The sequence below is a fragment of the Candidatus Azoamicus ciliaticola genome (assembly GCF_902860225.1).
In the GTDB taxonomy this organism is placed as follows: Bacteria; Pseudomonadota; Gammaproteobacteria; order UBA6186; family Azoamicaceae; genus Azoamicus; species Azoamicus ciliaticola.
On sequence record NZ_LR794158.1, the window covers coordinates 107,826 to 130,495 of the forward strand.

25 protein-coding genes and 10 tRNA genes are annotated in these 22,670 nt (G+C 25.0%); 17 read left to right on the forward strand and 18 right to left on the reverse strand.

The genetic code is table 11. From position 1 onward, the window contains the following. Nucleotides 1-33: 33 nt before the first annotated feature. Genes ESZ_RS00665 through rplM form a run of 4 tightly spaced genes read right to left on the reverse strand, consistent with a single transcriptional unit; the run spans nucleotide 34 to nucleotide 2,690 of the window. Nucleotides 34-1,254: a cytochrome b gene (locus ESZ_RS00665; RefSeq protein WP_176604881.1), complete on the reverse strand. Its 1,221-nt coding sequence runs from the start codon at nucleotides 1,252-1,254 to the stop codon at nucleotides 34-36. 13 nt (nucleotides 1,255-1,267) lie between these two features. Beyond that, nucleotides 1,268-1,837: a ubiquinol-cytochrome c reductase iron-sulfur subunit gene (petA, locus tag ESZ_RS00670; protein ID WP_176604882.1), complete on the reverse strand. Its 570-nt coding sequence runs from the start codon at nucleotides 1,835-1,837 to the stop codon at nucleotides 1,268-1,270. 24 nt (nucleotides 1,838-1,861) lie between these two features. After that, entirely contained in the window at nucleotides 1,862-2,260 is a 399-nt protein-coding gene (gene rpsI / locus ESZ_RS00675) for a 30S ribosomal protein S9 (RefSeq protein WP_176604883.1), read from the reverse strand. Between the two features lie 10 nt (nucleotides 2,261-2,270). Further along, nucleotides 2,271-2,690, reverse strand: coding sequence for a 50S ribosomal protein L13 (gene rplM / locus ESZ_RS00680; protein WP_176604884.1), 420 nt, complete (start codon nucleotides 2,688-2,690; stop codon nucleotides 2,271-2,273). Nucleotides 2,691-2,825: 135 nt separating this feature from the next. Here rplM and infA point away from each other — a divergent pair, with 135 nt between their 5' ends. After that, nucleotides 2,826-3,047, forward strand: coding sequence for a translation initiation factor IF-1 (gene infA / locus ESZ_RS00685; protein WP_176604885.1), 222 nt, complete (start codon nucleotides 2,826-2,828; stop codon nucleotides 3,045-3,047). Nucleotides 3,048-3,051: 4 nt separating this feature from the next. Here the strand turns inward: infA and ESZ_RS00690 are convergent. The 3 genes from ESZ_RS00690 to ftsY form a co-directional block, all read right to left on the reverse strand. Further along, nucleotides 3,052-3,126 (reverse strand) — tRNA-Arg (locus ESZ_RS00690). Between the two features lie 5 nt (nucleotides 3,127-3,131). Beyond that, nucleotides 3,132-3,223 (reverse strand) — tRNA-Ser (locus ESZ_RS00695). Next, nucleotides 3,217-4,098, reverse strand: coding sequence for a signal recognition particle-docking protein FtsY (gene ftsY, locus ESZ_RS00700; protein WP_176604886.1), 882 nt, complete (start codon nucleotides 4,096-4,098; stop codon nucleotides 3,217-3,219). Before ftsY ends, ESZ_RS00695 begins: the two co-directional genes overlap by 7 nt. Before the next feature lie 68 nt (nucleotides 4,099-4,166). Between ftsY and ESZ_RS00705 the strand changes: the two genes are divergently transcribed. Both ESZ_RS00705 and ESZ_RS00710 read left to right on the forward strand, forming a co-directional pair. Further along, a complete protein-coding gene (locus tag ESZ_RS00705) occupies nucleotides 4,167-4,712 on the forward strand; it encodes an RsmD family RNA methyltransferase (protein ID WP_176604887.1) in 546 nt (181 codons plus the stop codon). Between the two features lie 9 nt (nucleotides 4,713-4,721). Then, complete coding sequence (locus tag ESZ_RS00710; RefSeq protein ID WP_176604888.1) at nucleotides 4,722-5,942, forward strand: hypothetical protein; 1,221 nt, start codon at nucleotides 4,722-4,724, stop codon at nucleotides 5,940-5,942. On the opposite strand, the gene cysS is transcribed toward ESZ_RS00710, so the two are convergent. Further along, nucleotides 5,939-7,255 carry a cysteine--tRNA ligase gene (gene cysS / locus ESZ_RS00715; protein ID WP_176604889.1) on the reverse strand — a complete coding sequence of 439 codons (1,317 nt, stop codon included), beginning with the start codon at nucleotides 7,253-7,255 and terminating at the stop codon, nucleotides 5,939-5,941. The genes ESZ_RS00710 and cysS overlap by 4 nt on opposite strands. A gap of 72 nt (nucleotides 7,256-7,327) precedes the next feature. On the opposite strand from cysS, the gene tatC reads away from it, so the two are divergent. Continuing rightward, the gene (gene tatC, locus ESZ_RS00720) at nucleotides 7,328-8,008 is read left to right on the forward strand and encodes a twin-arginine translocase subunit TatC (protein WP_176604890.1); all 681 of its coding nucleotides are present in this window, start codon (nucleotides 7,328-7,330) and stop codon (nucleotides 8,006-8,008) included. 20 nt (nucleotides 8,009-8,028) lie between these two features. Here tatC and ESZ_RS00725 read toward each other — a convergent pair whose 3' ends face one another. Continuing rightward, nucleotides 8,029-9,603, reverse strand: coding sequence for an Npt1/Npt2 family nucleotide transporter (locus ESZ_RS00725; protein WP_176604891.1), 1,575 nt, complete (start codon nucleotides 9,601-9,603; stop codon nucleotides 8,029-8,031). Between the two features lie 170 nt (nucleotides 9,604-9,773). On the opposite strand from ESZ_RS00725, the gene secY reads away from it, so the two are divergent. Genes secY through ESZ_RS00765 form a run of 8 tightly spaced genes read left to right on the forward strand, consistent with a single transcriptional unit; the run spans nucleotide 9,774 to nucleotide 14,431 of the window. Next, nucleotides 9,774-11,075, forward strand: a complete 1,302-nt coding sequence (gene secY, locus ESZ_RS00730) for a preprotein translocase subunit SecY (RefSeq protein ID WP_176604892.1) — start codon at nucleotides 9,774-9,776, stop codon at nucleotides 11,073-11,075. 28 nt (nucleotides 11,076-11,103) lie between these two features. Then, complete coding sequence (rpmJ, locus tag ESZ_RS00735; RefSeq protein ID WP_176604893.1) at nucleotides 11,104-11,217, forward strand: 50S ribosomal protein L36; 114 nt, start codon at nucleotides 11,104-11,106, stop codon at nucleotides 11,215-11,217. Between the two features lie 9 nt (nucleotides 11,218-11,226). Continuing rightward, a complete protein-coding gene (rpsM, locus tag ESZ_RS00740; protein ID WP_176604894.1) occupies nucleotides 11,227-11,577 on the forward strand; it encodes a 30S ribosomal protein S13 in 351 nt (116 codons plus the stop codon). A 13-nt stretch (nucleotides 11,578-11,590) separates the two neighbouring features. Further along, nucleotides 11,591-11,983 carry a 30S ribosomal protein S11 gene (gene rpsK / locus ESZ_RS00745; RefSeq protein ID WP_176604895.1) on the forward strand — a complete coding sequence of 131 codons (393 nt, stop codon included), beginning with the start codon at nucleotides 11,591-11,593 and terminating at the stop codon, nucleotides 11,981-11,983. A gap of 13 nt (nucleotides 11,984-11,996) precedes the next feature. Further along, nucleotides 11,997-12,635 (forward strand): 30S ribosomal protein S4, encoded by a 639-nt coding sequence (rpsD, locus tag ESZ_RS00750; RefSeq protein WP_176604896.1) that lies wholly within the window; start codon nucleotides 11,997-11,999, stop codon nucleotides 12,633-12,635. A gap of 19 nt (nucleotides 12,636-12,654) precedes the next feature. Beyond that, nucleotides 12,655-13,656, forward strand: coding sequence for a DNA-directed RNA polymerase subunit alpha (locus tag ESZ_RS00755; RefSeq protein WP_176604897.1), 1,002 nt, complete (start codon nucleotides 12,655-12,657; stop codon nucleotides 13,654-13,656). A gap of 12 nt (nucleotides 13,657-13,668) precedes the next feature. Next, the gene (rplQ, locus tag ESZ_RS00760; protein ID WP_176604898.1) at nucleotides 13,669-14,037 is read left to right on the forward strand and encodes a 50S ribosomal protein L17; all 369 of its coding nucleotides are present in this window, start codon (nucleotides 13,669-13,671) and stop codon (nucleotides 14,035-14,037) included. After that, nucleotides 14,030-14,431, forward strand: coding sequence for a nucleoside deaminase (locus ESZ_RS00765; protein WP_176604899.1), 402 nt, complete (start codon nucleotides 14,030-14,032; stop codon nucleotides 14,429-14,431). Before rplQ ends, ESZ_RS00765 begins: the two co-directional genes overlap by 8 nt. On the opposite strand, the gene ESZ_RS00770 is transcribed toward ESZ_RS00765, so the two are convergent. The 9 genes from ESZ_RS00770 to gltX form a co-directional block, all read right to left on the reverse strand. Further along, on the reverse strand, nucleotides 14,428-15,003 hold the full coding sequence (locus tag ESZ_RS00770) for a NifU family protein (protein ID WP_176604900.1): 576 nt from the start codon (nucleotides 15,001-15,003) through the stop codon (nucleotides 14,428-14,430). The two genes, ESZ_RS00765 and ESZ_RS00770, sit on opposite strands and share 4 nt — an antisense overlap. After that, on the reverse strand, nucleotides 15,000-16,154 hold the full coding sequence (locus tag ESZ_RS00775) for an aromatic amino acid transport family protein (RefSeq protein ID WP_176604901.1): 1,155 nt from the start codon (nucleotides 16,152-16,154) through the stop codon (nucleotides 15,000-15,002). The genes ESZ_RS00770 and ESZ_RS00775 overlap by 4 nt, the downstream gene beginning before the upstream one ends. A gap of 6 nt (nucleotides 16,155-16,160) precedes the next feature. Beyond that, nucleotides 16,161-16,244, reverse strand: a tRNA-Leu gene (locus ESZ_RS00780). Nucleotides 16,245-16,248: 4 nt separating this feature from the next. Next, a tRNA-Cys gene (locus ESZ_RS00785) sits at nucleotides 16,249-16,320 on the reverse strand. 9 nt (nucleotides 16,321-16,329) lie between these two features. After that, a tRNA-Gly gene (locus ESZ_RS00790) sits at nucleotides 16,330-16,402 on the reverse strand. A gap of 48 nt (nucleotides 16,403-16,450) precedes the next feature. Beyond that, nucleotides 16,451-16,541: transfer RNA gene (locus ESZ_RS00795), tRNA-Ser, on the reverse strand. A gap of 7 nt (nucleotides 16,542-16,548) precedes the next feature. Further along, nucleotides 16,549-16,620 (reverse strand) — tRNA-Glu (locus ESZ_RS00800). A 9-nt stretch (nucleotides 16,621-16,629) separates the two neighbouring features. Further along, a tRNA-Ala gene (locus ESZ_RS00805) sits at nucleotides 16,630-16,704 on the reverse strand. Next, nucleotides 16,681-18,096 carry a glutamate--tRNA ligase gene (gltX, locus tag ESZ_RS00810; RefSeq protein WP_176604902.1) on the reverse strand — a complete coding sequence of 472 codons (1,416 nt, stop codon included), beginning with the start codon at nucleotides 18,094-18,096 and terminating at the stop codon, nucleotides 16,681-16,683. The genes ESZ_RS00805 and gltX overlap by 24 nt, the downstream gene beginning before the upstream one ends. Nucleotides 18,097-18,174: 78 nt before the next feature. Here gltX and ESZ_RS00815 point away from each other — a divergent pair. The 5 genes from ESZ_RS00815 (at nucleotide 18,175) to rpsA (ending at nucleotide 22,623) form a co-directional block, all read left to right on the forward strand. Next, nucleotides 18,175-18,248, forward strand: a tRNA-Met gene (locus ESZ_RS00815). A gap of 14 nt (nucleotides 18,249-18,262) precedes the next feature. Next, nucleotides 18,263-19,579 carry a tRNA (N6-isopentenyl adenosine(37)-C2)-methylthiotransferase MiaB gene (gene miaB / locus ESZ_RS00820; RefSeq protein WP_176604903.1) on the forward strand — a complete coding sequence of 439 codons (1,317 nt, stop codon included), beginning with the start codon at nucleotides 18,263-18,265 and terminating at the stop codon, nucleotides 19,577-19,579. Between the two features lie 5 nt (nucleotides 19,580-19,584). Then, a tRNA-Phe gene (locus ESZ_RS00825) sits at nucleotides 19,585-19,657 on the forward strand. 7 nt (nucleotides 19,658-19,664) lie between these two features. Further along, nucleotides 19,665-20,885: an aromatic amino acid transport family protein gene (locus tag ESZ_RS00830; protein ID WP_176604904.1), complete on the forward strand. Its 1,221-nt coding sequence runs from the start codon at nucleotides 19,665-19,667 to the stop codon at nucleotides 20,883-20,885. A 64-nt stretch (nucleotides 20,886-20,949) separates the two neighbouring features. After that, nucleotides 20,950-22,623 carry a 30S ribosomal protein S1 gene (rpsA, locus tag ESZ_RS00835; RefSeq protein ID WP_176604905.1) on the forward strand — a complete coding sequence of 558 codons (1,674 nt, stop codon included), beginning with the start codon at nucleotides 20,950-20,952 and terminating at the stop codon, nucleotides 22,621-22,623. The last annotated feature ends 47 nt before the right edge of the window (nucleotides 22,624-22,670 follow it).

The window sequence follows — 22,670 nt, forward strand, 5'->3', positions numbered from 1 at the left end:
ATAAAATATATAATTTTTAATTGTATACATTTTTTATTTCACCCTATTAGGAACTGTTTTACATTTTTCTATTGATGAGTAAATAGGCATTAAAAGGAAAAAAGCGAAATATATAAATGAACATATTTGTGCAAGTAAAGTTTTTGTTGCACTTGGTGGTTCCATTCCCAAATAGCCTAATATAAAGAAACTTATTATAAATATGAATAATGATATTTTTGATAAAATTCCTTTATATCGCATAGATTTTACTGGGCTTCTATCTAACCATGGTAATGTAAATAAAATTGCTATTGATGCGCCCATAGCTACTATTCCTGCCAATTTATTTGGTATTGCTCTTAATATAGCATAATATGGGGTCATATACCAAACTGGAGCAATGTGTTCTGGTGTTGCTAACTGGTCTGCAGGAGTGAAGTTCGGACCTTCTAAAAATAAACTAAAAAAATCAGGTTTAAAAAATACAACAGAAAAAAACGCAGTTAAAAAAACTGACACTCCAAATAAATCTTTTACGGTATAATAAGGATGCATAGGTATACCATCTAATGGAATTCCTTGTTCGTTTTTATTTTCTTTTATTTCTATGCCATCTGGATTACCAGAACCTACTTCGTGTAGTGCTATTAAATGTGTTGCTATAAGTACTATAAAAACAATCGGCATTGCTGATACATGTATTGAAAAAAATCTGTTTAATGTTACTCCGCTTACGGCATAATCGCCTCTTATCCATTCTACTAGTGGTCCACCTACTACTGGTATGGCTCCAAAAAGTGATGTTATAACTTGTGCTCCCCAAAATGACATATTACCCCAAGGTAATAAATATCCAAAAAAGCATTCTGCCATAAGACATAAGAATAATAAAACACCAATTATCCACAAAAGTTCTCTTGGTTTTTTATATGATCCATATAATAACCCTCTAAATACATGAAAATATAATACCACAAAGAAAAATGATGCCCCAGTAGAATGTATATATCTTATCAGCCATCCGTATTTTACATCGCGCATTATGTATTCTACAGAGTCAAAAGCTTCTAAGCTAGAAGGATTGTAGAACATGGCGAGCCAAATTCCACTTAATATTTGTATTCCAAATACTAATAAAGCTAATGATCCAAAGTAGTACCAAAAATTAAAATTTTTTGGCGCATAATATTGAGACATATGCTCTTTCCATAATTTGTCTAATGGAAAACGTTTGTTTATCCAAATTTCTAAATTTTTTATTAGTGTGTACATATATTCTCCGAAATTATTCCTCTCCAATTCTTAGTATGTTTCCATTATATTTGTGAGGTGGTATGACTAGATTGCATGGAGCTGGAACCCCTTTAAAAACTCTTCCTGCTAGATCGAAGCGTGATCCATGACAAGGACAGAAAAATCCGCCTACCCAAGATTGATCTATTTCGCCAGCCTTTGGTTTATATAATGGTACACATCCTAAATGTGTACAAATTCCTATGACAACAAGTATTTCTTGTTTTATAGATCTAGTTATATTTTTTGCATACATTGGTTGTTGCGGTTCGTTTGAGTTTGGGTCTCTTAATTTTTCAGATAATGTTTTTAGTGTTTCTAAAGCTGCATTACTTCTTTTTATTACAAATACCGGCTGACTTCTCCAATCTAATGTTACTTTTTGGCCTTCTTCTATTTTTGTAATATCAAGATCTACTGGAGCTCCCATTGCTTTTGCTCTTGCACTGGGTAACCATGAAGTTATAAATGGAATGGCCCCAAGTCCTAACCCAACACCACCAAGTAATGATGCACCTATTATGTATTGTCTTCTTTTTGAATTTATTGAATTCTTGTTCATTTAAATCTCCTTTAAAGAACTTTTTTATCTCTTTGAATATTGTTCCTTTTTTCTAGCTTTTCTTCTGCCAACTTTTTTTCGCTCGACTTTTCTTGAGTCTCTAGTTAAAAAACCAAGTTTTTTTAATTTTTTTCTAAAAGAATTTTCTTCATTTATATTCTTTTTATCTAGAATAACTAAAGCTTTACTTAACCCATGTCTTATTGCTTCGCTTTGTCCTGTCAGTCCACCACCTTTTACTGTTATTTTAAGATCTATCTTATTATTTATGTTTAGTAACATTAGTGTTTTTTTTATTATTGTTATAAATTTTGGATTTTGTTCTGAATTATTATTAATTATTATTTCGCCATCCCCTTCTTTTAAAAAAACTCTAGCTATGCTTGTTTTTCTCTTTCCAGTACTGTAGATGTAATTACTCATTTTTATTCTCTTATATTTCTATTTTTTCTGGTTTTTGTGCTTCGTGAATATGGGTAGATGTAGAAAAAATTCTTAATCTTTTTAACATTATTTTTTGTAATTTATTTTTCGGCAACATTCCTTTTACAGCATTTTTTATTACAAATTGAATATTTTTTTCTACCAAATCTTTTAATAGTGTTTTTTTGAATCCGCCAGGGTATCCAGAGTGTCTATAGTATACTTTATTATTTATTTTTTTGCCAGTGAAAATTAATTTTTTTGCATTTATTACTATTATATTATAGCCCGATACGACATTTCTTTTATATTCTATTGTATTTTTACCCATTAAATATATAGCTATTTTTGAAGCCAATCTACCTAGCACTTTATTTTCAGCATCTAATAAAATCCATTTTTCTTTTATTTGATTATTTGTTTCATTCATAGTTAATTAATATAAATAATTTTAATATAATTTTAATTAATTAAAAAAAAAAATCAAATATTTTTTTTTTTTAATTGAATTATTTTTGTTTTTTTGATAATTTTAAATTAGTTTTTTATTTTTTATGGTATTTATATGAAAAAAGAAGATGTCATGGAGTTTAAGGGTGTTGTAATGGAAAGTTTACCTAACGCAACTTTTAAAGTGAAATTAGAAAATGATCATATAGTTAATGCGCATATTTCTGGTAGAATGAGAAAAAATTACATTAGAATATTAACTGGAGACACAGTTGTAGTAGAAATTTCTCCATACGATTTATCTAAGGGTAGGATAATATATAGAATAAATGAGTAGTTTTCGCGCTCGGAAGGATTTGAACCTCCTACCTTCTGGTTCGTAGCCAGATGCTCTATTCCAAATGAGCTACGAGCGCTTTTTCGGAGTGAGTGGGATTTGAACCCACGATAGTTTTTTTTAAAAACTATACTCCCTTAGCAGGGGAGCGCCTTCAGCCACTCGGCCATCACTCCATATTTAATAAGTTTTTAATATAAATTTCAGATTTAAATTCTTCTATATGTGATATATCTTCACCATTACATGTATACATTATTGGTATATTTTTATTTGCTATAGATAATATTGCTCCACCTTTTGCCGAGCCATCCATTTTAGTAAGTATTAATCCTGATATTTTAACACATTCATTAAATTTTTCAACTTGTTTGATTGAATTTTGTCCGATATTTAAATCTAATACTAAAAAGATTTCATTTGCGCCTATGTGGTTTATCTTTTTAATAACTGAATTTATTTTTTTAAGGTTATTCATCAATACATCATTATTATGTAGCCTTCCTGATGTATCTGCTATTAGTATATCTATATTTTTGTTTTTTGCAATATTTAATGCATCAAAAATTACAGATGCACTGTCTGCGTTTGCGTGTTGTTTTGTTATTTGTATTGAGTGTTTTTTGCATAATATATCTAATTGTTCTATTGCTGCTGCTCTATATGTATCTCCAGCTGCTACCAAAACTTTTTTATTTTGTTTTTGAAGTAAATTAGCTAGTTTTACAACTGTTGTGGTTTTACCCACACCATTTACTCCTATTATTAATATTGTAAAAGGAATATTAGAATTTAATGTTAGTTTTTTTTCAGAGTTTTTTAATATTTTTTTCATTATTTTATATAATTCTATTTTTAGTTCAGTTATATCTTTTATATTTTTTTTTTCAATTTCTTTTTGTATATTTTCAGCTAAATCTTGTGATACATCTGCATCTATTAAAATATTAGTTAATTGTTCAATATAATTTTTTTTTTCAGTTTTAAATAAATTTTCTATTTTATTGGATATTTTTTCTTTTATTTTATTTAAAAAGTTTATTTTTAACATTTTTCACCTCTTGTATATATATATATATTATTATATCGTTTTTTTTTAAATTATTTTAAATAAAATTTATGAATTTAAATTTTATTGTTTTTGATAACAAACGTTTGTTTTTTAGTTCTAGTGTAAAACCTACTAAAAATATTGTTAGAAAACAGTTTTTTTCTTGGATTTTTTTATTTGTGTCTAAGTTGTATGTTATTGATTTTTTTTGTGGGTCTTGTGTTTTTGGATTTGAATTTTATAACTATGGTGCTAAAAAAGTACTGAATTTTGATATTAAAGAAATTAATATATCAAATATCTTTGTAAGTTTAAATAAATTGAACATTAGTGTAGATGATAATTTTTTATTGTACAATGTTGATTCTTTAGTTTGGTTAAAAGATATTAATTTTTTAAATTTTTCTTTATTAGTTTTAGATCCACCATATTCATTTGAAAATATTGATTTTTTTTTATTAAAAATTAATTCAGTAAAATTTTTACGCAAGTGTGTATTCTTTTTTTTCGAAACTAATTTTGTTTTTGCTTTGAATTATTTTTCGTATGATCTTTTTTTAATTAAGAAAAAGGTTATTGGAAATGTTTTATTTTTTTTATTTAAGAAGTTTTAGAATATATTTATGTTAAATGTGTTTTTGGTTGGCGGGTCTGTTAGGGATAAAATATTAAAGTTGAATTTTAAGGAATTTGACTGGGTTATAATTAATTCTGATATTATTAATTTTTTAAGGATGGGGTTTAAACGTGTTGGAAAAGACTTCCCAGTTTTTTTACATCCTTTTAGTAAAGAAGAATATACTTTAGCTAGAAAAGAAAAAAAAGTTGGAAAGGGATATTATAATTTTAAATGTGATTTTTCATTTTATGTTTCATTAAGTGAAGATTTACTAAGACGAGATTTAACTATTAATACTTTAATTTTAAATGAATTTGGGTTTTCATTAGATTTGTTTAATGGTAAAGATGATTTAAAAAATAAAAGAATTTTACATGTATCTTTTGCTTTTTTTGATGATTCGTTGAGAATTTTACGTATTTTTAGATTTTTTATTAAATATTTTAATTTTAATTTTTTTATATCTAGTTATACGGAATCTTTTATAAAAAAAATTGTTTTTAAAGGAGAAATATTAAATTTTACATTTGAACGTGTTTTTAAAGAAATTTTTTTGTCTTTGCATTATAAAAATGCATTTTTATTTTTTTCTTTATTATTTAAATTTAAACTTTTAAAGTTTATCTTTTATGATTTAAATTTATTATTTTTTTTTTCTAATAAATATTTTTTTAATATTTATTTAGATTTTATTTTACAAATAAATAATATATTTTTAAATATTTATTTTTTTACAAATAATATATTTTTTAAGTTTATTCTTTTGTTTTATAAACTTTCATTTTATTATATTTCTTATTTTACATTCGATTATTTATTTTTTTACAATAAAAAAAACTTAATTCTTATAGATAGGTATATTAAAGATTTTAGTTTATCTAAAAGATATAAAGTTTTTTTAATTAATTTATTTAAATTTAAGTGGTTTTTTGAAAATATTTTTTTTATAAATGATTATTTTTTGTTTTTATTTTTTTTTAAAATCAATTCTTTTAAAGATAAATTAAAGTTAATTAATTATATATTAATTAATGATTTAGATTCTAAAATTAATGATAAGAATTATAATTTTTTTAAAAAATATTTATTTATGGATTTAGCTCAATTTATATACTCTAATAAATATTATAATTCGTATTCATTTAAAATTAATTATATTTTTTATAATAAAAATTTTAAAACAAATATATATAAAATTAAATTTTATTATAATAAATACTTTTAATCTGGTTCAAAAATAGTTGTGTTATCTTTTTGATCTTTTATTTTTATATTAAATTTAATTAATTTTTGTCTAATTTTATCAGCTAGTGACCAATTTTTATTTTTTCTTGCTTCATTTCTTTGTGCTATTAAAGTTTCAATATTTTCTATATTTAATTTTTTTATTTTTAGAGTTTCATATTTTAATAGTCCTATTTTTTTTAATAATTCTATTGTTGAATATTTTATTTCTATGTCATTTTTTTCTTTTAATTTTTTAAATAAAATTGCAATTGCTTTTTGTGTGTTAAAATTATTTTGAAGCGCATCATCAAACGCTTTATTTATTTCTGGGTTTATATTAAATTTTTTATTTTTTAAGTTTTCTTTAATTTTATATAATTTATCTAGTGTTATTTTCATTTTTTTAAGTGTTTCATAGTTAAAATTTATACTTTTTTTATAATTGGTTGATAAAATTAAAAATCTTAGATATTCTTCATTATAATTTTTTAATAAATCTTTAATTAAAATTTGATTGCCAAGTTTTTTTGACATTTTTTTTTTTTCTATTTTTAATTGTCCAACATGCATCCATATTTTTATAAAATCTTTTTTACCACTTGCTATGCATTGAGCTAACTCATTTTCATGGTGTGGAAATAATAGGTCTTGTCCTCCACCATGTATATCTATATAGTCTTTTGAATAATACATTGTCATTGCGGCGCATTCTGTATGCCATCCTGGTCTTCCTTTTCCCCATGGAGTTTGCCAGTAAATTTTTTCTTTTTTTTTAAAGTTTTTCCATAATACAAAATCATTTTTATTTTTTTTATTATTTTGATAAGATTGTTTAATGCTTTTATTTTTTTGATTTGATAGCATTCCGTAATTATTTAATTTATTTACTTCAAAATATATTGCAGATTGTTTATTTTTATATGTATATTTTTTTTTAATTATTTTAATTAGTTCTATCATTTCTTTTATGAAAGAAGTTGCTTTTGGTTCGTAAGTCGGTTCTATTATATTTAATTTTTTTGTGTCATCATGCATGCTTTTTATAAATTTTTCAGTTAATGTTTTTATATGTATGTTTTTTTCCTTTGCTTTTTTAATAATTTTATCATCTATATCTGTTATGTTTCTTATAAAAATTATTTTTTTATTTGAAGTATTCAAATATCTTATTAAAGAATCGAATAAAAGAAATAATCTTGCATGACCAATATGGCAGTTATCATATACCGTTATTCCGCATGTATATATTTTTATTATATTATTTTTTATACTTTCATTTTTTTTATTTAAAGTATTGTATATTTTTATCATGTTTATTATTTGATTAATTTTATGTTTTTTGTTAATATTTAACCATTATAAATTTTTTTTTATTTTTATAAAATGAATACACATTTTTTTGAGCTTAGAAAAAGAATAATATATATTATGTTTTTTTGTATTGTTATTTTTTCTGTGTTTTTTTATTACTCTGATATTGTTTATGATTTGTTTTCCTTACCTATTAAATCACAACTACCAATAGGTAGCAGCATTATAGCTACAAATGTCACTTCTACATTTTTAGTTCCGTTAAAATTATCTTTTAATTTAGCTTTATTGGTATGTTTGCCTTATTTTATTTTTAATTTGTGGGGATTTATTGCTCCAGGTCTTTATAGGCATGAAAAAATTTTTGTAAAACCATTTTTATTTTTTAGTATTTTTTTATTTTTTATAGGTATTTCTTTTGCATTTTATGTTATTTGTCCATTAGCGTTAAATTTTTTTATGACATGTTCACCGTCTAATGTAGTTGTTATGATTTCAATAAACAATTATATTGAGTTTATGACTTCAGTTATTTTGGCGTGTGGTATAAGTTTTCAAATACCTTTAGTTATATATTTTTTGACATATGCAGGGATTGTAGAGAAGAAAGATTTTGTAGAAAAAAGATCTTATGTTATAATATTTGCATTTATTTTAGGTATGTTATTGACGCCGCCGGATGTTGTTTCTCAAGTTTTACTTGCAATTCCTATATGGTTATTATTTGAACTTGGTTTATTTTTTTCTAAATAGGGCTTAAAGCCCTATTTTTTCTATTTAGTTCCGTCTGCTTTCAATTTTTCAGCTGCGTTTATTTCGTCCATTTTTCTATCTGTGTTTTCTTTTACTTTAACAGATAAGAATTTAACTGATATAATCCATAATATAGCTACTACGAAGAAAACTCCAAAAGCTATGTGTGCTATTGATAATACGTTTGTTGTGGCCATTATTGATAAAAGAGTACTTTGTACGAAAGCGCCGCCTGCTTTACCTGCTCTTCCACCTATTACATCTACAGCTGCCTTACCCTTTGTTTTTAATTCATCATCTAATGGTATGTAAGCCATTTCTTTTGTTGGATCAAATAAAGAATATTTAACAACTTTTGATATTATAACTATTGCTGCACCCAAGAAGGTTGCTGCTGTTACAGGTGTTGTTCCTAATGATGATAATAAATTATATGTAGCATTTTTAATTAATGATATATCATTTGCTAATATAAAACAAAAGAATACTGTTCCGCCAATAATTATTACAAAAGGAGTTATTACTGCTGCCTTAAACCAACTTAATAATCTTAATATGTTTGATCCTATAAATAAGCTAAACAATATTGTTATTATTCCAGACCAGGTAGAGTAATTTCCCATAAAAGCATTGTACCCACCTTTGTCTCCAGCATAGTAAAATTTTAATTGTTCTTTCCATTGAACTTCTACTAAATTTATTGTTACTCCGTATGCCATTATTAATGTAGCTATCAAACCTAATTCTTTAGATTTTACTATTATTTTTAAGCTTTCTGACAACCCAGGTTTACTTTTTTTCTTTTTAGTTGTTGGTTCATTTTTATTTAGATCATAATATCTTGGGTCTGTTAATACATTTAAATACATCCATCTGTATAAATACATGGTTGCAATTCCCATTATTACCACAGTGCCCATTAATAAATATAATGACCATTTCCAAGGATCATCTGATACAAATGCTTTTATTCCTGTAGAACAATATCTTACTACTTGTCCTGATAATATAAGCGAGATGTTCCCTATTACTACAAATAATCCATAGAATCTTTTTGATTCGCTTATTTTAACTATTTCATTAGCAAATTGCCAGAACATTAGGGCTACCATTGCGCTACCCCAAATTTCTGCTAATACATAAAATGCGGAATATGACCAATATGCATATATATTTATGAATCCACTAAATGCTGGATATTCATTGTTTAAATTATTTATAAGTGTTGATGAAGGATGTAATACATCAAAATTTGGATATATTATAAAAGCAAATGCTGCAAAAAAAAATAAAAACGGGGTTACAACTATATAAAAAATCGTTTCTTTGTTAAAAACATTGCATAATTTTGCATAAATCACCACAAATGCTACTGCTGCTGGAGTTACACAATAGAATTTTAAAAAAGGTATTAATCCGGCGCCAGCTGCAGTTACTACTAAAGTATCTTTTGTATCTCTCAATAAAGTATAATTAAACAATATTCCGAACATTATAAATCCTAAAGGAAGGAATTTTTTTAGTTCGTGATTGTGAATTGGCCAGAGCAATTTTCTCCAACGACCAAATTCTTCTAGTTGCTTAACATCTGACATTTTTATCACTCCGATTTGTCAATTCTGGAAAATTGAATTATACTAATAAAAGATGTTTACTACAATATTATTTAATTATAAAATTTTTTTTACATATTTAGGATTTATTATATTTTTATTTTTTGTTCTTATGTATAATATATTTGTTATTTTATTAATTTTGTTATTTTATGACATCTAAATTTTTTGAAAAAAATAATACCGTTAACGATCTTAGAAATAGATTGTTATTTGTTTTTTTTATTTTAATTATATATAGACTGGGTGCGCATATACCTATTCCATTAGTAGATGCTAAACAGATTTTAAATTCTTTCTCTGATGATAATGCTGGAATATTTAGTTTGTTTAATTTATTTTCTGGTGGAGCTTTATCCAAGATAACTGTTTTTTCGTTAGGTATTATGCCATATATATCATCTTCTATAATTATTCAATTACTTTCAACGACTTGGGAACCAATGATTAAACTTAAGAAGGACGGTGATTTTGGTAGGCGTAAAATGTCCGATTATACACGTTTATTAACTGTCGTTTTGTCTAGTTTTCAAGCTGTAGCTATGGCTAAAATGATTATTAATTTTAGCATATATTCTAATTTTAACTTTTTATTTTATTCTGTAATTGTTATTACTTTAGTTGCTGGCACATTATTTCTTATGTGGTTGGGTGAGTTAATTAATGAGAAGGGCATAGGTAATGGTATATCTTTGATAATTTTCACAAGTATAGTTTCGAATTTACCAAGAAGCGTTGCTTCAACATTAGAAAAAGTAAGACAAGGTGAATTAAATATTATTGTTATGTTTTTATTTCTTATCGTTTTATTTGTTGTTATTTTTCTAATTATTTTTGTAGAGAGAGCACAAAAAAAAATAACTATTAATTATCCTAAAAGGCAGCAAGGTAGAAAAGTTTTTGCTGCGCAAACGACTTTTTTGCCGTTAAAAATCAATATGTCTGGAGTTATTCCACCTATTTTTGCGTCGAGTTTAATTTTATTTCCAATTACTTTAATACACTGGCTAGATCCAAATTCAAGTAATTTTATTTTAAATAGCATAAGATATATAATTACTCCTGGTAAACTTCCTTATTTATTTTTATTTGCTTTATTTATTATTTTCTTTTGTTTTTTTTATACGTCATTGGTTTTTAAATCTTCTGATACAGCTGATAATTTAAAACGATCAGGAGGTTTTATTGCTGGTATAAGACCAGGCGATAACACTGCTGCTTATATAGATAAAATTGTTAAAAAGTTGACTATAATAGGTGCTTTTTATTTGACGTTTGTTTGTTTACTCCCTGAATTTTTAGTTACTTTTTTAAATGTTCCTTTTTATTTTGGAGGAACTTCTTTATTAATAGTTATAGTTGTTATAATGGATTTTATTTCTCAAGTTCAATCAAAAATGATTTCCTATAAATATGACGGACTTATTAAAAAATATAAATTAACTGGTTTTTGAAAAATTTATTAATTATAGGTGTTTTATAATGAAAGTTAGAGTTTCTGTTAAAAAAATTTGCAGACATTGTCTTATTGTTAGAAGAAACAGGATTTTAAGAGTTATATGTATTAATCCTAAACATAAACAAAGGCAAGGTTAAGGAGGGCTTATGGTTAGAGTTGCTGGAGTTATATTAGAATCTAATAAACATATTGTTATAGCTTTGAGAAAAATTTATGGTATAGGAAAAGTTAGTTCTTATTATATTTGCAAAAAAGCTAATGTATTACCATCATTAAAAGTTAATCAATTGGATGAAAGTTCTATAATGTCTATTCAAAAAGTTGTTTCTGAATTTGATATAGAAGGTAATTTAAGAACACGAATTAGATTTAATATTAAACGTTTAAAAGATATAAAGTGTTATAGAGGAGTTAGGCATAAAGTTGGGTTACCTGTTAGAGGACAACGCACTAAGACTAATGCTAGAACAAGAAAAAGATCGAGAAAGAAATCTTAAAATAGGATATTAAATGTTAAAAAAATTAAAAAATAAAACGGTAAAAAAAAGTAAAAAACAAGTTACTTCTGGAAAAATTTACATTAAAGCTTCTTATAATAATACATTGATTTATATAACTGATCTTATTGGAGATGTATTATTATGGAAAACTGCTGGCAGTGAAGGATTTAAAGGCTCTAAAAAAAGTACCCCTTATGCAGCACAAGTAGCATCTAAATCTGTTTCTAAAATTGCAAAAGAAGTTCATGGGTTAACTTCTGTTGAGGTTTATGTTAGTGGTCCTGGTCCTGGAAGAGAAGCTGCAATACGTGGTTTAGCTAATTTTTTAAAAGTTACTTATATAGCAGATGTAACAAGTATTCCACATAATGGTTGTAGACCTGCTAAAGAACGTAGAGTATAGAAGGAGTTTTTTTATGGCGCGTTATTTAAAATCTGGATGTAAAATGTCTAGGAGAATAGGACTTGATTTAGGGTTAAAAAGTATTGGTGGTAGAGATATTAACAGCAAGTGTAATCTAAAAGTTTTTCCAGGGCAACATGGTAATAAAAGAAAAAAATCTAGCGGCAGTCATTCTTTACAGTTAAGTGCTAAACAAACTATAAAATATATGTATGGTGTATTAGAAAAGCAATTTAGATATTCTTATTTTAGGGTTTCAAAAAAAAAAGGCGCTAGTGGTGAATTGCTTTTAAAGTTATTAGAATCTAGATTAGATAATGTTGTTTATAGGTCTGGGTTTGCTGTAACAAGAGCTGAAGCTAGGCAGTTAGTTTCACACAAATCTATTTCTGTTGTTAGAAATGGAATTGAAAAAGTTATTGTTTTTCCTTCTTTTATAGTTAAAGTTGGTGATGTTATAAAAGTTAGGGATAAAAGTAAAGATCAAGTTAGAATACATTATGCTTTGAAATGTGCAGAAAAGATTGGTTTTGTTAAATGGATTGATGTTGACATTAAAAATATGACTTCTGTTTTTTTAAGATCCCCAGAAAGAAAAGAGTTATCTAGTGATTTAAATGAACAATCAGTTGTTGAATTTTATTCCAAATAATTTTTTTTGAGTAATTTATATGTCTAGTTTTTTTGATGATTTTTTAAAACCCAAAATAGTTGATATAAAAGATTTAACAAATAATGATATTTCTGTTGTTATAGAACCATTAGAAAGAGGATTTGGACATACTATTGGCACAGCATTACGTAGAGTTTTATTATCTTCTATGCCTGGATGCGCTATAGTAGAGGCGAGATTATCTGGTGTTTTGCATGAATTTATGATTAAAGATGGTGTTTATGATGATGTTATGGATATTATGATAAAGTTAAGTGGTATTTGTTTTAAAATGCATAATAAGGATAATGTTGAGTTAAGTTTAAGTAAAAAGGGGCCGTGTGATGTTTTTGCGTCTGATTTTGTTTTGCCGCCTGACGTTAAGATTATTAATCCGGATTATTATATAACAACTGTTGATGCATCTGGTGATTTAGGAATAGATATAAAAGTTAATAAAGGCAGAGGTTGTATTTCTTCAAGTGAAAAAATTGATTTTAACAAGCTTGATTTTTCTGGATGGTTAAAGCTTGACGCTTACTTTAGTCCTATAAATAGAGTAAGTTATGAGGTTGAAAATATACGCTTTAAAGATAGAAGTGATTTAGATAAATTAATAATTAATATTAGTACTAATGGAACAATTAGTGCTATAGAATCTTTGCACTGGGCGTCTAAAATTTTATCTGAACAATTATCTGTCTTTATAAGTTTTGAAAAAGAAAAAGTTGATGTTAAATCTTCAGTCAAAGACAAAATTAACCCAGAATTATTTAAAACAGTAGATAATTTAGAGTTAACAGTAAGATCAGCCAATTGTTTAAAAGCTGAAAACATATATTACATTGGAGATTTGGTTCAAAGGAGCGAAGCTGAATTATTAAAAACACCTAATCTTGGGAAAAAGTCTTTAGCTGAAATTAAGCATGTTTTACATGAAAGAGGTTTATCTTTAGGTTGCAAGGATAATAATTGGGTTAAAGTTTTAGAAGAATATAAAAATGATAATAATTTAAAGTGAAATGGATTAATTATGAGACATAGAAATATTGGACGATATTTTAATAGAAATTCAGAACAAAGAAAAGCTTTATTTTTAAATTTGTGCAAGGATTTAATAAAATATGGCATTATAAAAACTACGTTAGAAAAAGCTAAAGAATTAAGAGGTTATATAGAACCTTTAATAACGTTATCTAAAAATGATTCTATTAGTAATAGAAGACTTGTTTTTAAAACAGTTAGGGATAAAAATAGTGTACATATTCTTTTTTCTGTTTTAGGAAAAAGGTATGTTAGTAGGCCCGGTGGATATACTAGAATTTTAAAATATGGTATCAGACGTGGAGATTGTGCTACTTTAGCTTTTATAGAATTGGTAGATAGAAATATAAATGGATGATGAATTTTGGATGGCAAGAGCTTTGTTGATAGCTAATAAAGCCTTGTCTATAAATGAATTACCTGTTAGTGCTATTTTAGTTTATGATAATTTTGAAATTTCTTATTGTTTAAATTCTTGTTACATTTATAATTTTTGTCATGCCGAAAGTAATGTTTTTTCTAGAGCGTGTTTTTATTTGTCAAAAAATTTTTTGAGTGAATGTACTTTATACGTTACTCTTGAACCATGTGTTGTATGCTTTTCTTTCATTTGTTATCATAGAATAAAAAAACTTGTTTTTGGAGTACGTTCTGGTAGTAATAATAAGTACTGTAGTAATAATATAAAAGTTAAGAGTGGTGTTTTAGAAAAGGAATCATTAAAATTATTAAAGAAATTTTTTATAGTTTAGTAGTATGAATTTTTTCTTATTTCATGTGAGGTTGTATCTTTTATTTCATTTATTTGTGGAAAATTTTTTTTAATTATTTTTTCTATGTAATTTGTCATTGTGAAATTTACCATTCCGCATCCTTGACATCCCCCGTGAAATTTTATTATTAATGTTTCATCGTTTTCTATATCTATTAATTCTATAAATCCGCCGTGTTGAGATAACATAGTGTTTATTTCTGTTTCAAAAAGTATTTTAATTTGATCTTTAATATCATATTTTTCATTTTTTTTATTATTAAATAAGTTTGGAGCATTTATTTTTAGTGTGTTTTCCTTTATATCTATAACAGCATCTTTTATAAGTTTTTCTATTTTTTCATCTAAATATATATCAATGTTTTCTAAATTTAATTTTACATCATTTTTACTTAAATCTTCTTTTTTGCAATATGTTATGTTTACATAAGCGTATTGTGTATATGGGTATGTTACTGATATATATATAATTAAATTTTTTTCTTTTTCTAAAATCAAATTAGATGATAAATATTTTAATGCGTCGTTTGTTATTTTTATTAAGTCTGTCATATTATTTTTTTTATTTGAAGTGTTAATGATATAAGAATTATTATTACTGTTATTATATATAAAAAGTTTAATTTAAACAAATTTTCATTTTTTTGTTTTTTAATTGCTATAATAGGCATTAATCCGAATATTGTTAATGTTAATATACCTCCAGATATTTCCAATGCTGTAAAAAATATATTTGTATTTAATTTCATTAAAATTATTGGTGGAATTATTATTAAAATTTTAATTATTTTTTCTGGTATTTCAGTAAATATCTTTTTAAAAAAAAAATTCATACTTATAGTTATGCCAAAAATTGTAGTTATTATAGCTAAAAAAGAAAATGTATTTACTATTGTTATTGTTAAGTTATTATTTTTTTTAATTATTAGTAATTCGGTTATTATTTTATCAGAGTTATAATTTTCTATATCGTCTAATTTATAATAATTATTTTTAAAAATTATTATAAATGATATCCATATAATGTATATTAGTAGTGTTATTATTATACCTATATTAATTGATTTATTTAATTTTTTTTCATTATTTTTAAATTCATTTTTTAAATATGGAAGTATATTATGAAACCCAAAAGATGTTATTAGTATAGGATAAACATATTTTATGTTATTTATATTTATTTTTTCTATATTCGTTATATTAATTTCTGATTTTGAGTTTTGTAATATTATTATTAAAAATACGCTTATTAATGCTATTGTTAATATATTATTTGCATATTTAAATTGGGTATTTTTTGAATTTAATATTAATATCATCGTTGATATTATAATTATATAACATATATTTATGTTTATATTTGTGTAGGCGGTAGTATCTATTATAGTTTTTAATAATGTGCTGCTTTTTGATATATAAGCTGCTATTATGGTTATAAATAAGAAACCATATGTTATTAAGCTGATTGTGTAATTTGATGTGGATAAATTTTTTTTGAAGGCGACACTTAAATCTTCAGATTGTGTTTTTATTAATAAACGAGTTATTATTTTTGCAGTTTCACTCATATATAATGCAATTATTAGCATTAGTATTACTGATGGTATTAATCCAACTAGACTGCAAGTTATTGGCATCCCCAAAACACCAGCACCTATGCTGCTACCAATTATTATTAGAATACCATTTATATTATTTTTCATTTTTTTTACCCGGAGCCGGACTTGAACCGGCACAGAATTACTTCCGAGGGATTTTAAGTCCCTTGCGTCTACCTATTCCGCCATCCGGGCTTTTAAGCTGAGGCCGGGATTGAACCGACATTAATGGCTTTGCAGGCCACCGCATAATCCATTCTGCCACTCAGCCTTATTTATTAGCGGGAAACGAGGTTCGAACTCGCGACCCCAACCTTGGCAAGGTTGTACTCTACCAACTGAGCTATTCCCGCACTTATATTATTCTATCTTTACATAATAATATGTCAAGATTTATTTATCGGAGAGGCAGGGATTTGAACCCTGGGAAGAATAAATTTTATCTTCAATGGTTTTCAAGACCACCGCATTAAGCCGCTCTGCCACCTCTCCTCTTTATCATCCCCAAGGGGATTTGAACCCCTGTTACCGCCGTGAAAGGGCGATGTCCTAACCACTAGACGATGGAGACATGTTTGAATGGAGCTAAGCGGAATTGAACCGCTAACCTCTTGCATGCCATACAAGCGCTCTAACCAATTTGAGCTATAGCCCCATTTTCATATTGTTTAATAATATTTCTAATTTTTTTTAAAAGCAATATCTTTCCAGTAAGAAATATTAATTCATATGTTGATAAGGATATGTTTTTTCCAGTTATTATTATTCTTATTGTTGGAGCTAATTCTATGAAAGTTGTTTTATTTTCATTAATTATATTAGATATAAATATTTTTATATTTTCTATATTCCATTTTAAATTAAATGTTTTTAAATTAGTGTATAAATTTTCTATAATCTTTATTATTTTATCCGAAAAAAAAAGTTTTAATAACTCATCTTCTATTTTAATATTTTCTTTATAAAAAAAAGTATAATTTGTTATTATATCTTCTAAAGTATTAACTTTAAATTTTGCAAAGTTTATTAATTCAGTTAAATTTGGTCCTATCATATAATTTAGATTAAAGTTTTTTTCTATATTGATTATTTCTCTGATTATTTTTTTTGTTTCTAAAGTTTTTATATAATGTTTGTTTAGCCATATTAGTTTGCTTTTATTCATTATGCTTGGAGCGGTATTTATATTTTTTATGTCAAATAAATCTATCATTTCTTTTATTGTAAATATTTCTTTGTCTTTGTTAGACCATCCTAATCTTACTATGTAATTTAATATAGCTTCTGGTAAAAATCCACATTTTTTATAGTAATTTATATTTGAGTCTTTATCTCTTTTTGATAGTGTTTTTTTATTTTCGTCCAAAATCATTGGTAAGTGAGAAAATGTTGGTATTTTTTCGTTTAATAATTTAAAAATTATTATTTGTTTTGGTGTATTAGAAATATGATCTTCACCTCTTATTATATCAGTTATTGAAAACTCTATATCATCTATTACGCTAGCAAAATTGTATGTTGGATAAAAATCATTTTTTGCTATTATAAAATCATCTATTTCTGAATTGGTAACTGTTATTTTGCCTTTTACGCAGTCATCAAAAACTATTTCTTTGTAATTTTCAGTATTTATTCTTATAACAAAATCACCTTTTTGTAATTGGTTTCTTTTACAAAAGCCATCATATTTTATTTTTCCAGTATTTATTATTTGTTCATTTTTTAGTTTTGTCAATCTATCTTTTGAACAAAAACATTTGTAAGCTTTTTTCTCTTGTATAAGTTTTTCCATTATTAGTTTATATGTTCTTAATCTTTTTGATTGAAAAATTAATTTTTTGTCAGATTTTATATTTAGCCAATTTAATATATATGTTATGTTGTTTGTATATGTTTTTAAATTTCTTTCTTTATCTGTGTCATCTATTCTTATTATAAACTCACCGTTATATTTTTTAGCATAAAGCCATGAAAATAATGCAGTTCTTATGTTTCCTATATGTAAGAAACCAGTGGGGCTTGGTGCAAAACGTGTTTTAATGTTCATATTTTTATTTTTTGTGTCTTGTATATTTTAAATATTATGATATAATTAAAAAAAATTATATATGTATATTTTTTCAATGGCTATGTAGCTCAGTTGGTTAGAGCACAGCACTCATAACGCTGATGTCAGTGGTTCAATTCCACTCATAGCCATTTAAAGGTGTTAAATGAAACAAGTCTATATAAAAACATTAGGGTGTCAAATGAATGAATATGATTCTAGTTTGATATTGAATGTTTTGTCTAAAAAGTTTTTTTTTAAAGAGGTATCTGATTTTTCTAATGCTGACATACTTATTTTGAATACATGTTCAGTCAGAGATAAAGTTGATAAAAAAGTTATTTCTGAACTTGGATTATGGAATAAGTTAAGACAAACCAGAGATATAGTTATTTGTGTTGGCGGATGTTTTGCTGCAAGTGATAAAGATTTTTTTATAAAAAAATTATCATTTATTAATGTTATATTTGGACCTCAATCTTTGCATAGAGTAGGCGATATGATATGTGAATATTTAAATACTAGAAAATTGGTTTTAGATATACAATCATCAAATTTAAATAAATTTAATTATGTTTATGATTTATATAATCACGTGGACTTTTCTTCTTGCGTTTCAATAATGGAAGGATGTGATAGGTACTGTTCATATTGTATAGTTCCATTTTCTAGAGGAAAAGAGATAAGTAGAAGTTTCAATAGTATTATATCTGAAATTTATACTTTATTGATAGATGGTGTTAAAGAAATTATTTTGTTAGGGCAAAATATAGGTTCATATGTTAATGTTATAGATAATGGTATTAGTATTGATTTTGCATATTTATTAGATTATATTAGTAACATAGAAGGCATTGGTAGAGTTAAGTTTGTTAGTTTACATCCTTTAGATTTTTCTGATGAGTTGTTAAAAGTTTTTAATCGTAGTAATGTTTTTTCTAAACATATACATTTACCAGTACAAAGTGGATCTGATAGCATATTGAATCTTATGAAACGTGGACATAGTGTATTAGATTATATTAATATTTTTAATAAAATTAAAAATATTTCTGGCTATTTAAGTGTTTCTACGGATATTATAGTTGGGTTTCCAGGTGAAACTGATAATGATTTTGATCTTACTGTTGATTTGGTAAAAAAATTAAAGTTTGATAAATCTTTTGTTTATATATATAGTAAAAGAAATAAAACTATTGCGTCTAATTTAAAAGATAATATTTCTTTTGAAAAAAAAAAATATAGATTGCAAGTTTTAAATGATATATTATTTGATAATGCATTTAATATAACTAGTTCTATGGTTGGATCTGTACAAAGAGTTATTGTTTACAAAAAGTTGGAAGATCAGTTTTTTTTAGGTAAAACTGATAATAATAGAAGTGTTGTTTTTTCTAGTTTTAATAATTTAGTTGGTGATGTTTTATTTGTTAAAATAGAAAAATTTGTAGATTTTTTTTTATATGGTAAAATTTTTTTTTAATTTTTGGCTAGATAGCTCAGTTGGTAGAGCAAAGGACTGAAAATCCTTGTGTCGGTGGTTCAATTCCACCTCTAGCCATTTTTTTATGAATTATATTATTTTTAGTAGGATTGTTGGCTCTATCTTATTTATATCTGGAACATCAATTGGTGCTGGAATGTTGGGGTTACCGATAAGAACTATAGGAATTGAGATATATTTTGTCTGTTCTATATTTTTTTTTGTATGGATTGGTATGACACTTTCTGCTCTGGCTATGTTAGAGATTTCTCTTTGGTTACCAGGAAATACAAATATAATAAGTATATCTAATTTTATTTTTGGAAAAAAAATTGGTATAGTTATTGGATTTTTATATGTATTATTTTTATATTCTTTAATATCAGCTTACATTTCAGGTGGATCATCAATGTTAATAGATCTTTTTTCTATTAATTGTGAAAGTTTTTTTTGTCATTTTTTTTCTTGTTTGTTTTTTATTTCTCCATTTTTTTTAATAATTTTTTTTGGTGTAGGTTTTAGTGATTATATTAATAGATTTTTTTTTATTGTATTGATAGTAACATATATTTTTTTAACACTTAATCTTGTAAATGTTTTAAATTTTGATATTAAAAATTTTAAGTTTTTAGACATTAGTTTATGTTTTTTTTCTTTACCGCTAATATTAACTTCATTTGGTTACAGTCTTCTGATCCCGTCTTTAAAAAGTTATTTATTTAATAATACGCGATTTTTAATTTTTGTTATTATTTTTGGAAGTTTTATACCACTTTTAGTATATATATTTTGGGAATATTTTATATATTCTTTTTTATTTAATATCAGTAATAAATTATTTGTTCAAACTTTATTTGGATATGGCAATCCAGCTGAAAAACTTATGGTATTAATTGGAAATAATAGTATTTTTATATTATATGTTATTTCGTTTTTTTCTTTATCTGCATTAATTAGTTCTTTAATTGGAGTTGCTTTAAGTTTGTACTATTTTTTTTTTGATGCATTAAAATTATCTTATAATTCTTATTTTAATAAACTTTTCTGTGTATTTATTGTATTTTTTGTTCCAGTTATTTTTAGTATTTTTTTTCCTCATGGGTTTATGTTTTTTTTGTCTTATGCAGGTGCTGTGGCAGCAATTCTTCTGGTTATATTTCCTGTTTATACTTTATGGTATGGTAGATATATAAAAAAGTTTTCTTATAAATATATTTTATTTGATAATAAATTTGTTTTAAGTTTATTATTATTATTTGGTTTTTTAGTTTTTTTTATAGATTTATTTTTTATTTATTTTGTATAAATTTTTATTTATTTAAATATTTTATTTTATATAATGTTTATATATTTTTGGGAGATTTTTTTTTATGAAAGATGGTAGTTTTTGTGATTTATATAATAATGTTTTAAAAAATCCTAATATTTATCCTGGAGCTTTAATATTAGGTGAAGTTACCGATATAAGTTCTAATTTTGTTACTATTAATGCTTTTTTGAAGTCTGATGGCTATATTCCAATAGCACAATTTATTGATGAAGATGGTGGATTAGAAGTAGAAATTGGTAATAAAGTTGAAGTTGTTATAGAGTATCTTGAAGATTTGTCTGGAGATATTAAATTATCCAGAGAAAAAGCTAAGAAGATTAGATCTTGGGAAGATTTAGAAAAAATTTATAAATCTAATGAAACTGTTAGTGGTTATGTAACTGCTAAAGTTAAGGGTGGATTTACTGTAAAAATAAATGTTATAAAAGCATTTTTGCCTGGATCTCTTGTTTCGTTTAAATCGGCTATAGATTCTGAGGAAGTTAAGGGTAAAGAGCTGAAATTTAAAATAATAAAATTAGAAAAAAAGAAAAATAATATTGTTTTATCACAAAAATTTATTTTGGAAGAAAAAACTAATAAAAATTTTCAAAATTTGTTATTAAAGATAAACGAAGGTGATACTATATCAGGTGTAGTTAAAAATATAACTGATTATGGTGCTTTTATAGATTTAGGTGGATTAGATGGGTTATTACATATAACTGATATGTCTTGGAAGCGTGTTAAACACCCAAATAATATATTAAAAATTGGCGATGATATAAAAGTTAAAATTTTAAAGTTTGATAAAGAAACAAATAGAGTTTCTTTAGGCTTAAAACAATTGACACAAGATCCTTGGGATATTGTAAAGACTAAATATAAAGAAGGTGTTATGGTTAGTGGCGTTGTTACTAACATAACTGATTATGGTTGTTTTGTTGAATTAGAGGATGGAATAGAGGGATTAGTTCATTTATCTGAGATGGATTGGACAAATAAAAATGTTAATCCTAATAAAGTTGTTAAACAAGGAATTAAGGTTTCTGTTTCTATTTTGGATATAAATGTTGATAGACGTAGAATTTCACTTGGATTAAAACAATGTACAGATAATCCTTGGGCTACTTTTTTTAAGTTACACAAAGATGGAGATATAGTGTCTGGAAAGATAAAATCTATAACTGATTTTGGATTATTTCTTGAATTATCTGGTGGTATAGATGGATTAGTTCATTTGTCTGATCTTTCATGGGATAGTTCTAATGATAATGTTTTAAGAGAATATAAAAAAGGTGAAGAAATAAAAGCCGTTATATTGGGTATAGATGTTGAAAGAGAACGTATTTCATTAGGTATAAAACAATTAACTCAGGATCCTTTTATAAGTTATACGTCTAAATTTGTTAAGGGCAGTATAGTGGAATGTTTTGTTATAAGAAAACTTGAAAAAGGGTTTATAGTTAAGTTGAATGATAAGTTAGATGGCTTTTTAAAGGCTAATGAATTAATTTATAGTAAAATTTGTAAGAAATTAGCAGATCAAAATGATAAATCTTTGATAAAAGCTAGAATTGTTAATATAGATAAAAAGAACAGGAATATTATATTAGTTGTAAAAAATGAAGTTATACATAATAAAAAAGATGTTTTAAAGTCAGAAACTAAATATGTTAATAAGCTACAAAAAAATAAACCAACTTTAGGTGATTTATTGAAGAAACAGATGTAAAATTTATTTATTTGTTTTATAGAAAGCATTTCTTAAAATGGTAATTT

What these genes read in the sequence shown, in the direction of transcription:
- gltX (WP_176604902.1), bottom strand. Translation starts at nt 18,096, where the DNA reads ATGAACATTAAAACACGTTTTGCACCAAGCCCCACTGGTTTCTTACAT.
- rpsK (WP_176604895.1), top strand. Translation starts at nt 11,591, where the DNA reads ATGTTAAAAAAATTAAAAAATAAAACGGTAAAAAAAAGTAAAAAACAA.
- petA (WP_176604882.1), bottom strand. Translation starts at nt 1,837, where the DNA reads ATGAACAAGAATTCAATAAATTCAAAAAGAAGACAATACATAATAGGT.
- ESZ_RS00765 (WP_176604899.1), top strand. Translation starts at nt 14,030, where the DNA reads ATGGATGATGAATTTTGGATGGCAAGAGCTTTGTTGATAGCTAATAAA.
- ftsY (WP_176604886.1), bottom strand. Translation starts at nt 4,098, where the DNA reads ATGTTAAAAATAAACTTTTTAAATAAAATAAAAGAAAAAATATCCAAT.
- ESZ_RS00725 (WP_176604891.1), bottom strand. Translation starts at nt 9,603, where the DNA reads ATGTCAGATGTTAAGCAACTAGAAGAATTTGGTCGTTGGAGAAAATTG.
- ESZ_RS00665 (WP_176604881.1), bottom strand. Translation starts at nt 1,254, where the DNA reads ATGTACACACTAATAAAAAATTTAGAAATTTGGATAAACAAACGTTTT.
- rpsM (WP_176604894.1), top strand. Translation starts at nt 11,227, where the DNA reads ATGGTTAGAGTTGCTGGAGTTATATTAGAATCTAATAAACATATTGTT.
- rpsI (WP_176604883.1), bottom strand. Translation starts at nt 2,260, where the DNA reads ATGAGTAATTACATCTACAGTACTGGAAAGAGAAAAACAAGCATAGCT.
- tatC (WP_176604890.1), top strand. Translation starts at nt 7,328, where the DNA reads ATGAATACACATTTTTTTGAGCTTAGAAAAAGAATAATATATATTATG.
- ESZ_RS00775 (WP_176604901.1), bottom strand. Translation starts at nt 16,154, where the DNA reads ATGAAAAATAATATAAATGGTATTCTAATAATAATTGGTAGCAGCATA.
- rpsD (WP_176604896.1), top strand. Translation starts at nt 11,997, where the DNA reads ATGGCGCGTTATTTAAAATCTGGATGTAAAATGTCTAGGAGAATAGGA.
- rpmJ (WP_176604893.1), top strand. Translation starts at nt 11,104, where the DNA reads ATGAAAGTTAGAGTTTCTGTTAAAAAAATTTGCAGACATTGTCTTATT.
- miaB (WP_176604903.1), top strand. Translation starts at nt 18,263, where the DNA reads ATGAAACAAGTCTATATAAAAACATTAGGGTGTCAAATGAATGAATAT.
- rplQ (WP_176604898.1), top strand. Translation starts at nt 13,669, where the DNA reads ATGAGACATAGAAATATTGGACGATATTTTAATAGAAATTCAGAACAA.
- rpsA (WP_176604905.1), top strand. Translation starts at nt 20,950, where the DNA reads ATGAAAGATGGTAGTTTTTGTGATTTATATAATAATGTTTTAAAAAAT.
- ESZ_RS00755 (WP_176604897.1), top strand. Translation starts at nt 12,655, where the DNA reads ATGTCTAGTTTTTTTGATGATTTTTTAAAACCCAAAATAGTTGATATA.
- infA (WP_176604885.1), top strand. Translation starts at nt 2,826, where the DNA reads ATGAAAAAAGAAGATGTCATGGAGTTTAAGGGTGTTGTAATGGAAAGT.
- rplM (WP_176604884.1), bottom strand. Translation starts at nt 2,690, where the DNA reads ATGAATGAAACAAATAATCAAATAAAAGAAAAATGGATTTTATTAGAT.
- ESZ_RS00705 (WP_176604887.1), top strand. Translation starts at nt 4,167, where the DNA reads ATGAATTTAAATTTTATTGTTTTTGATAACAAACGTTTGTTTTTTAGT.
- ESZ_RS00710 (WP_176604888.1), top strand. Translation starts at nt 4,722, where the DNA reads ATGTTAAATGTGTTTTTGGTTGGCGGGTCTGTTAGGGATAAAATATTA.
- ESZ_RS00830 (WP_176604904.1), top strand. Translation starts at nt 19,665, where the DNA reads ATGAATTATATTATTTTTAGTAGGATTGTTGGCTCTATCTTATTTATA.
- cysS (WP_176604889.1), bottom strand. Translation starts at nt 7,255, where the DNA reads ATGATAAAAATATACAATACTTTAAATAAAAAAAATGAAAGTATAAAA.
- ESZ_RS00770 (WP_176604900.1), bottom strand. Translation starts at nt 15,003, where the DNA reads ATGACAGACTTAATAAAAATAACAAACGACGCATTAAAATATTTATCA.
- secY (WP_176604892.1), top strand. Translation starts at nt 9,774, where the DNA reads ATGACATCTAAATTTTTTGAAAAAAATAATACCGTTAACGATCTTAGA.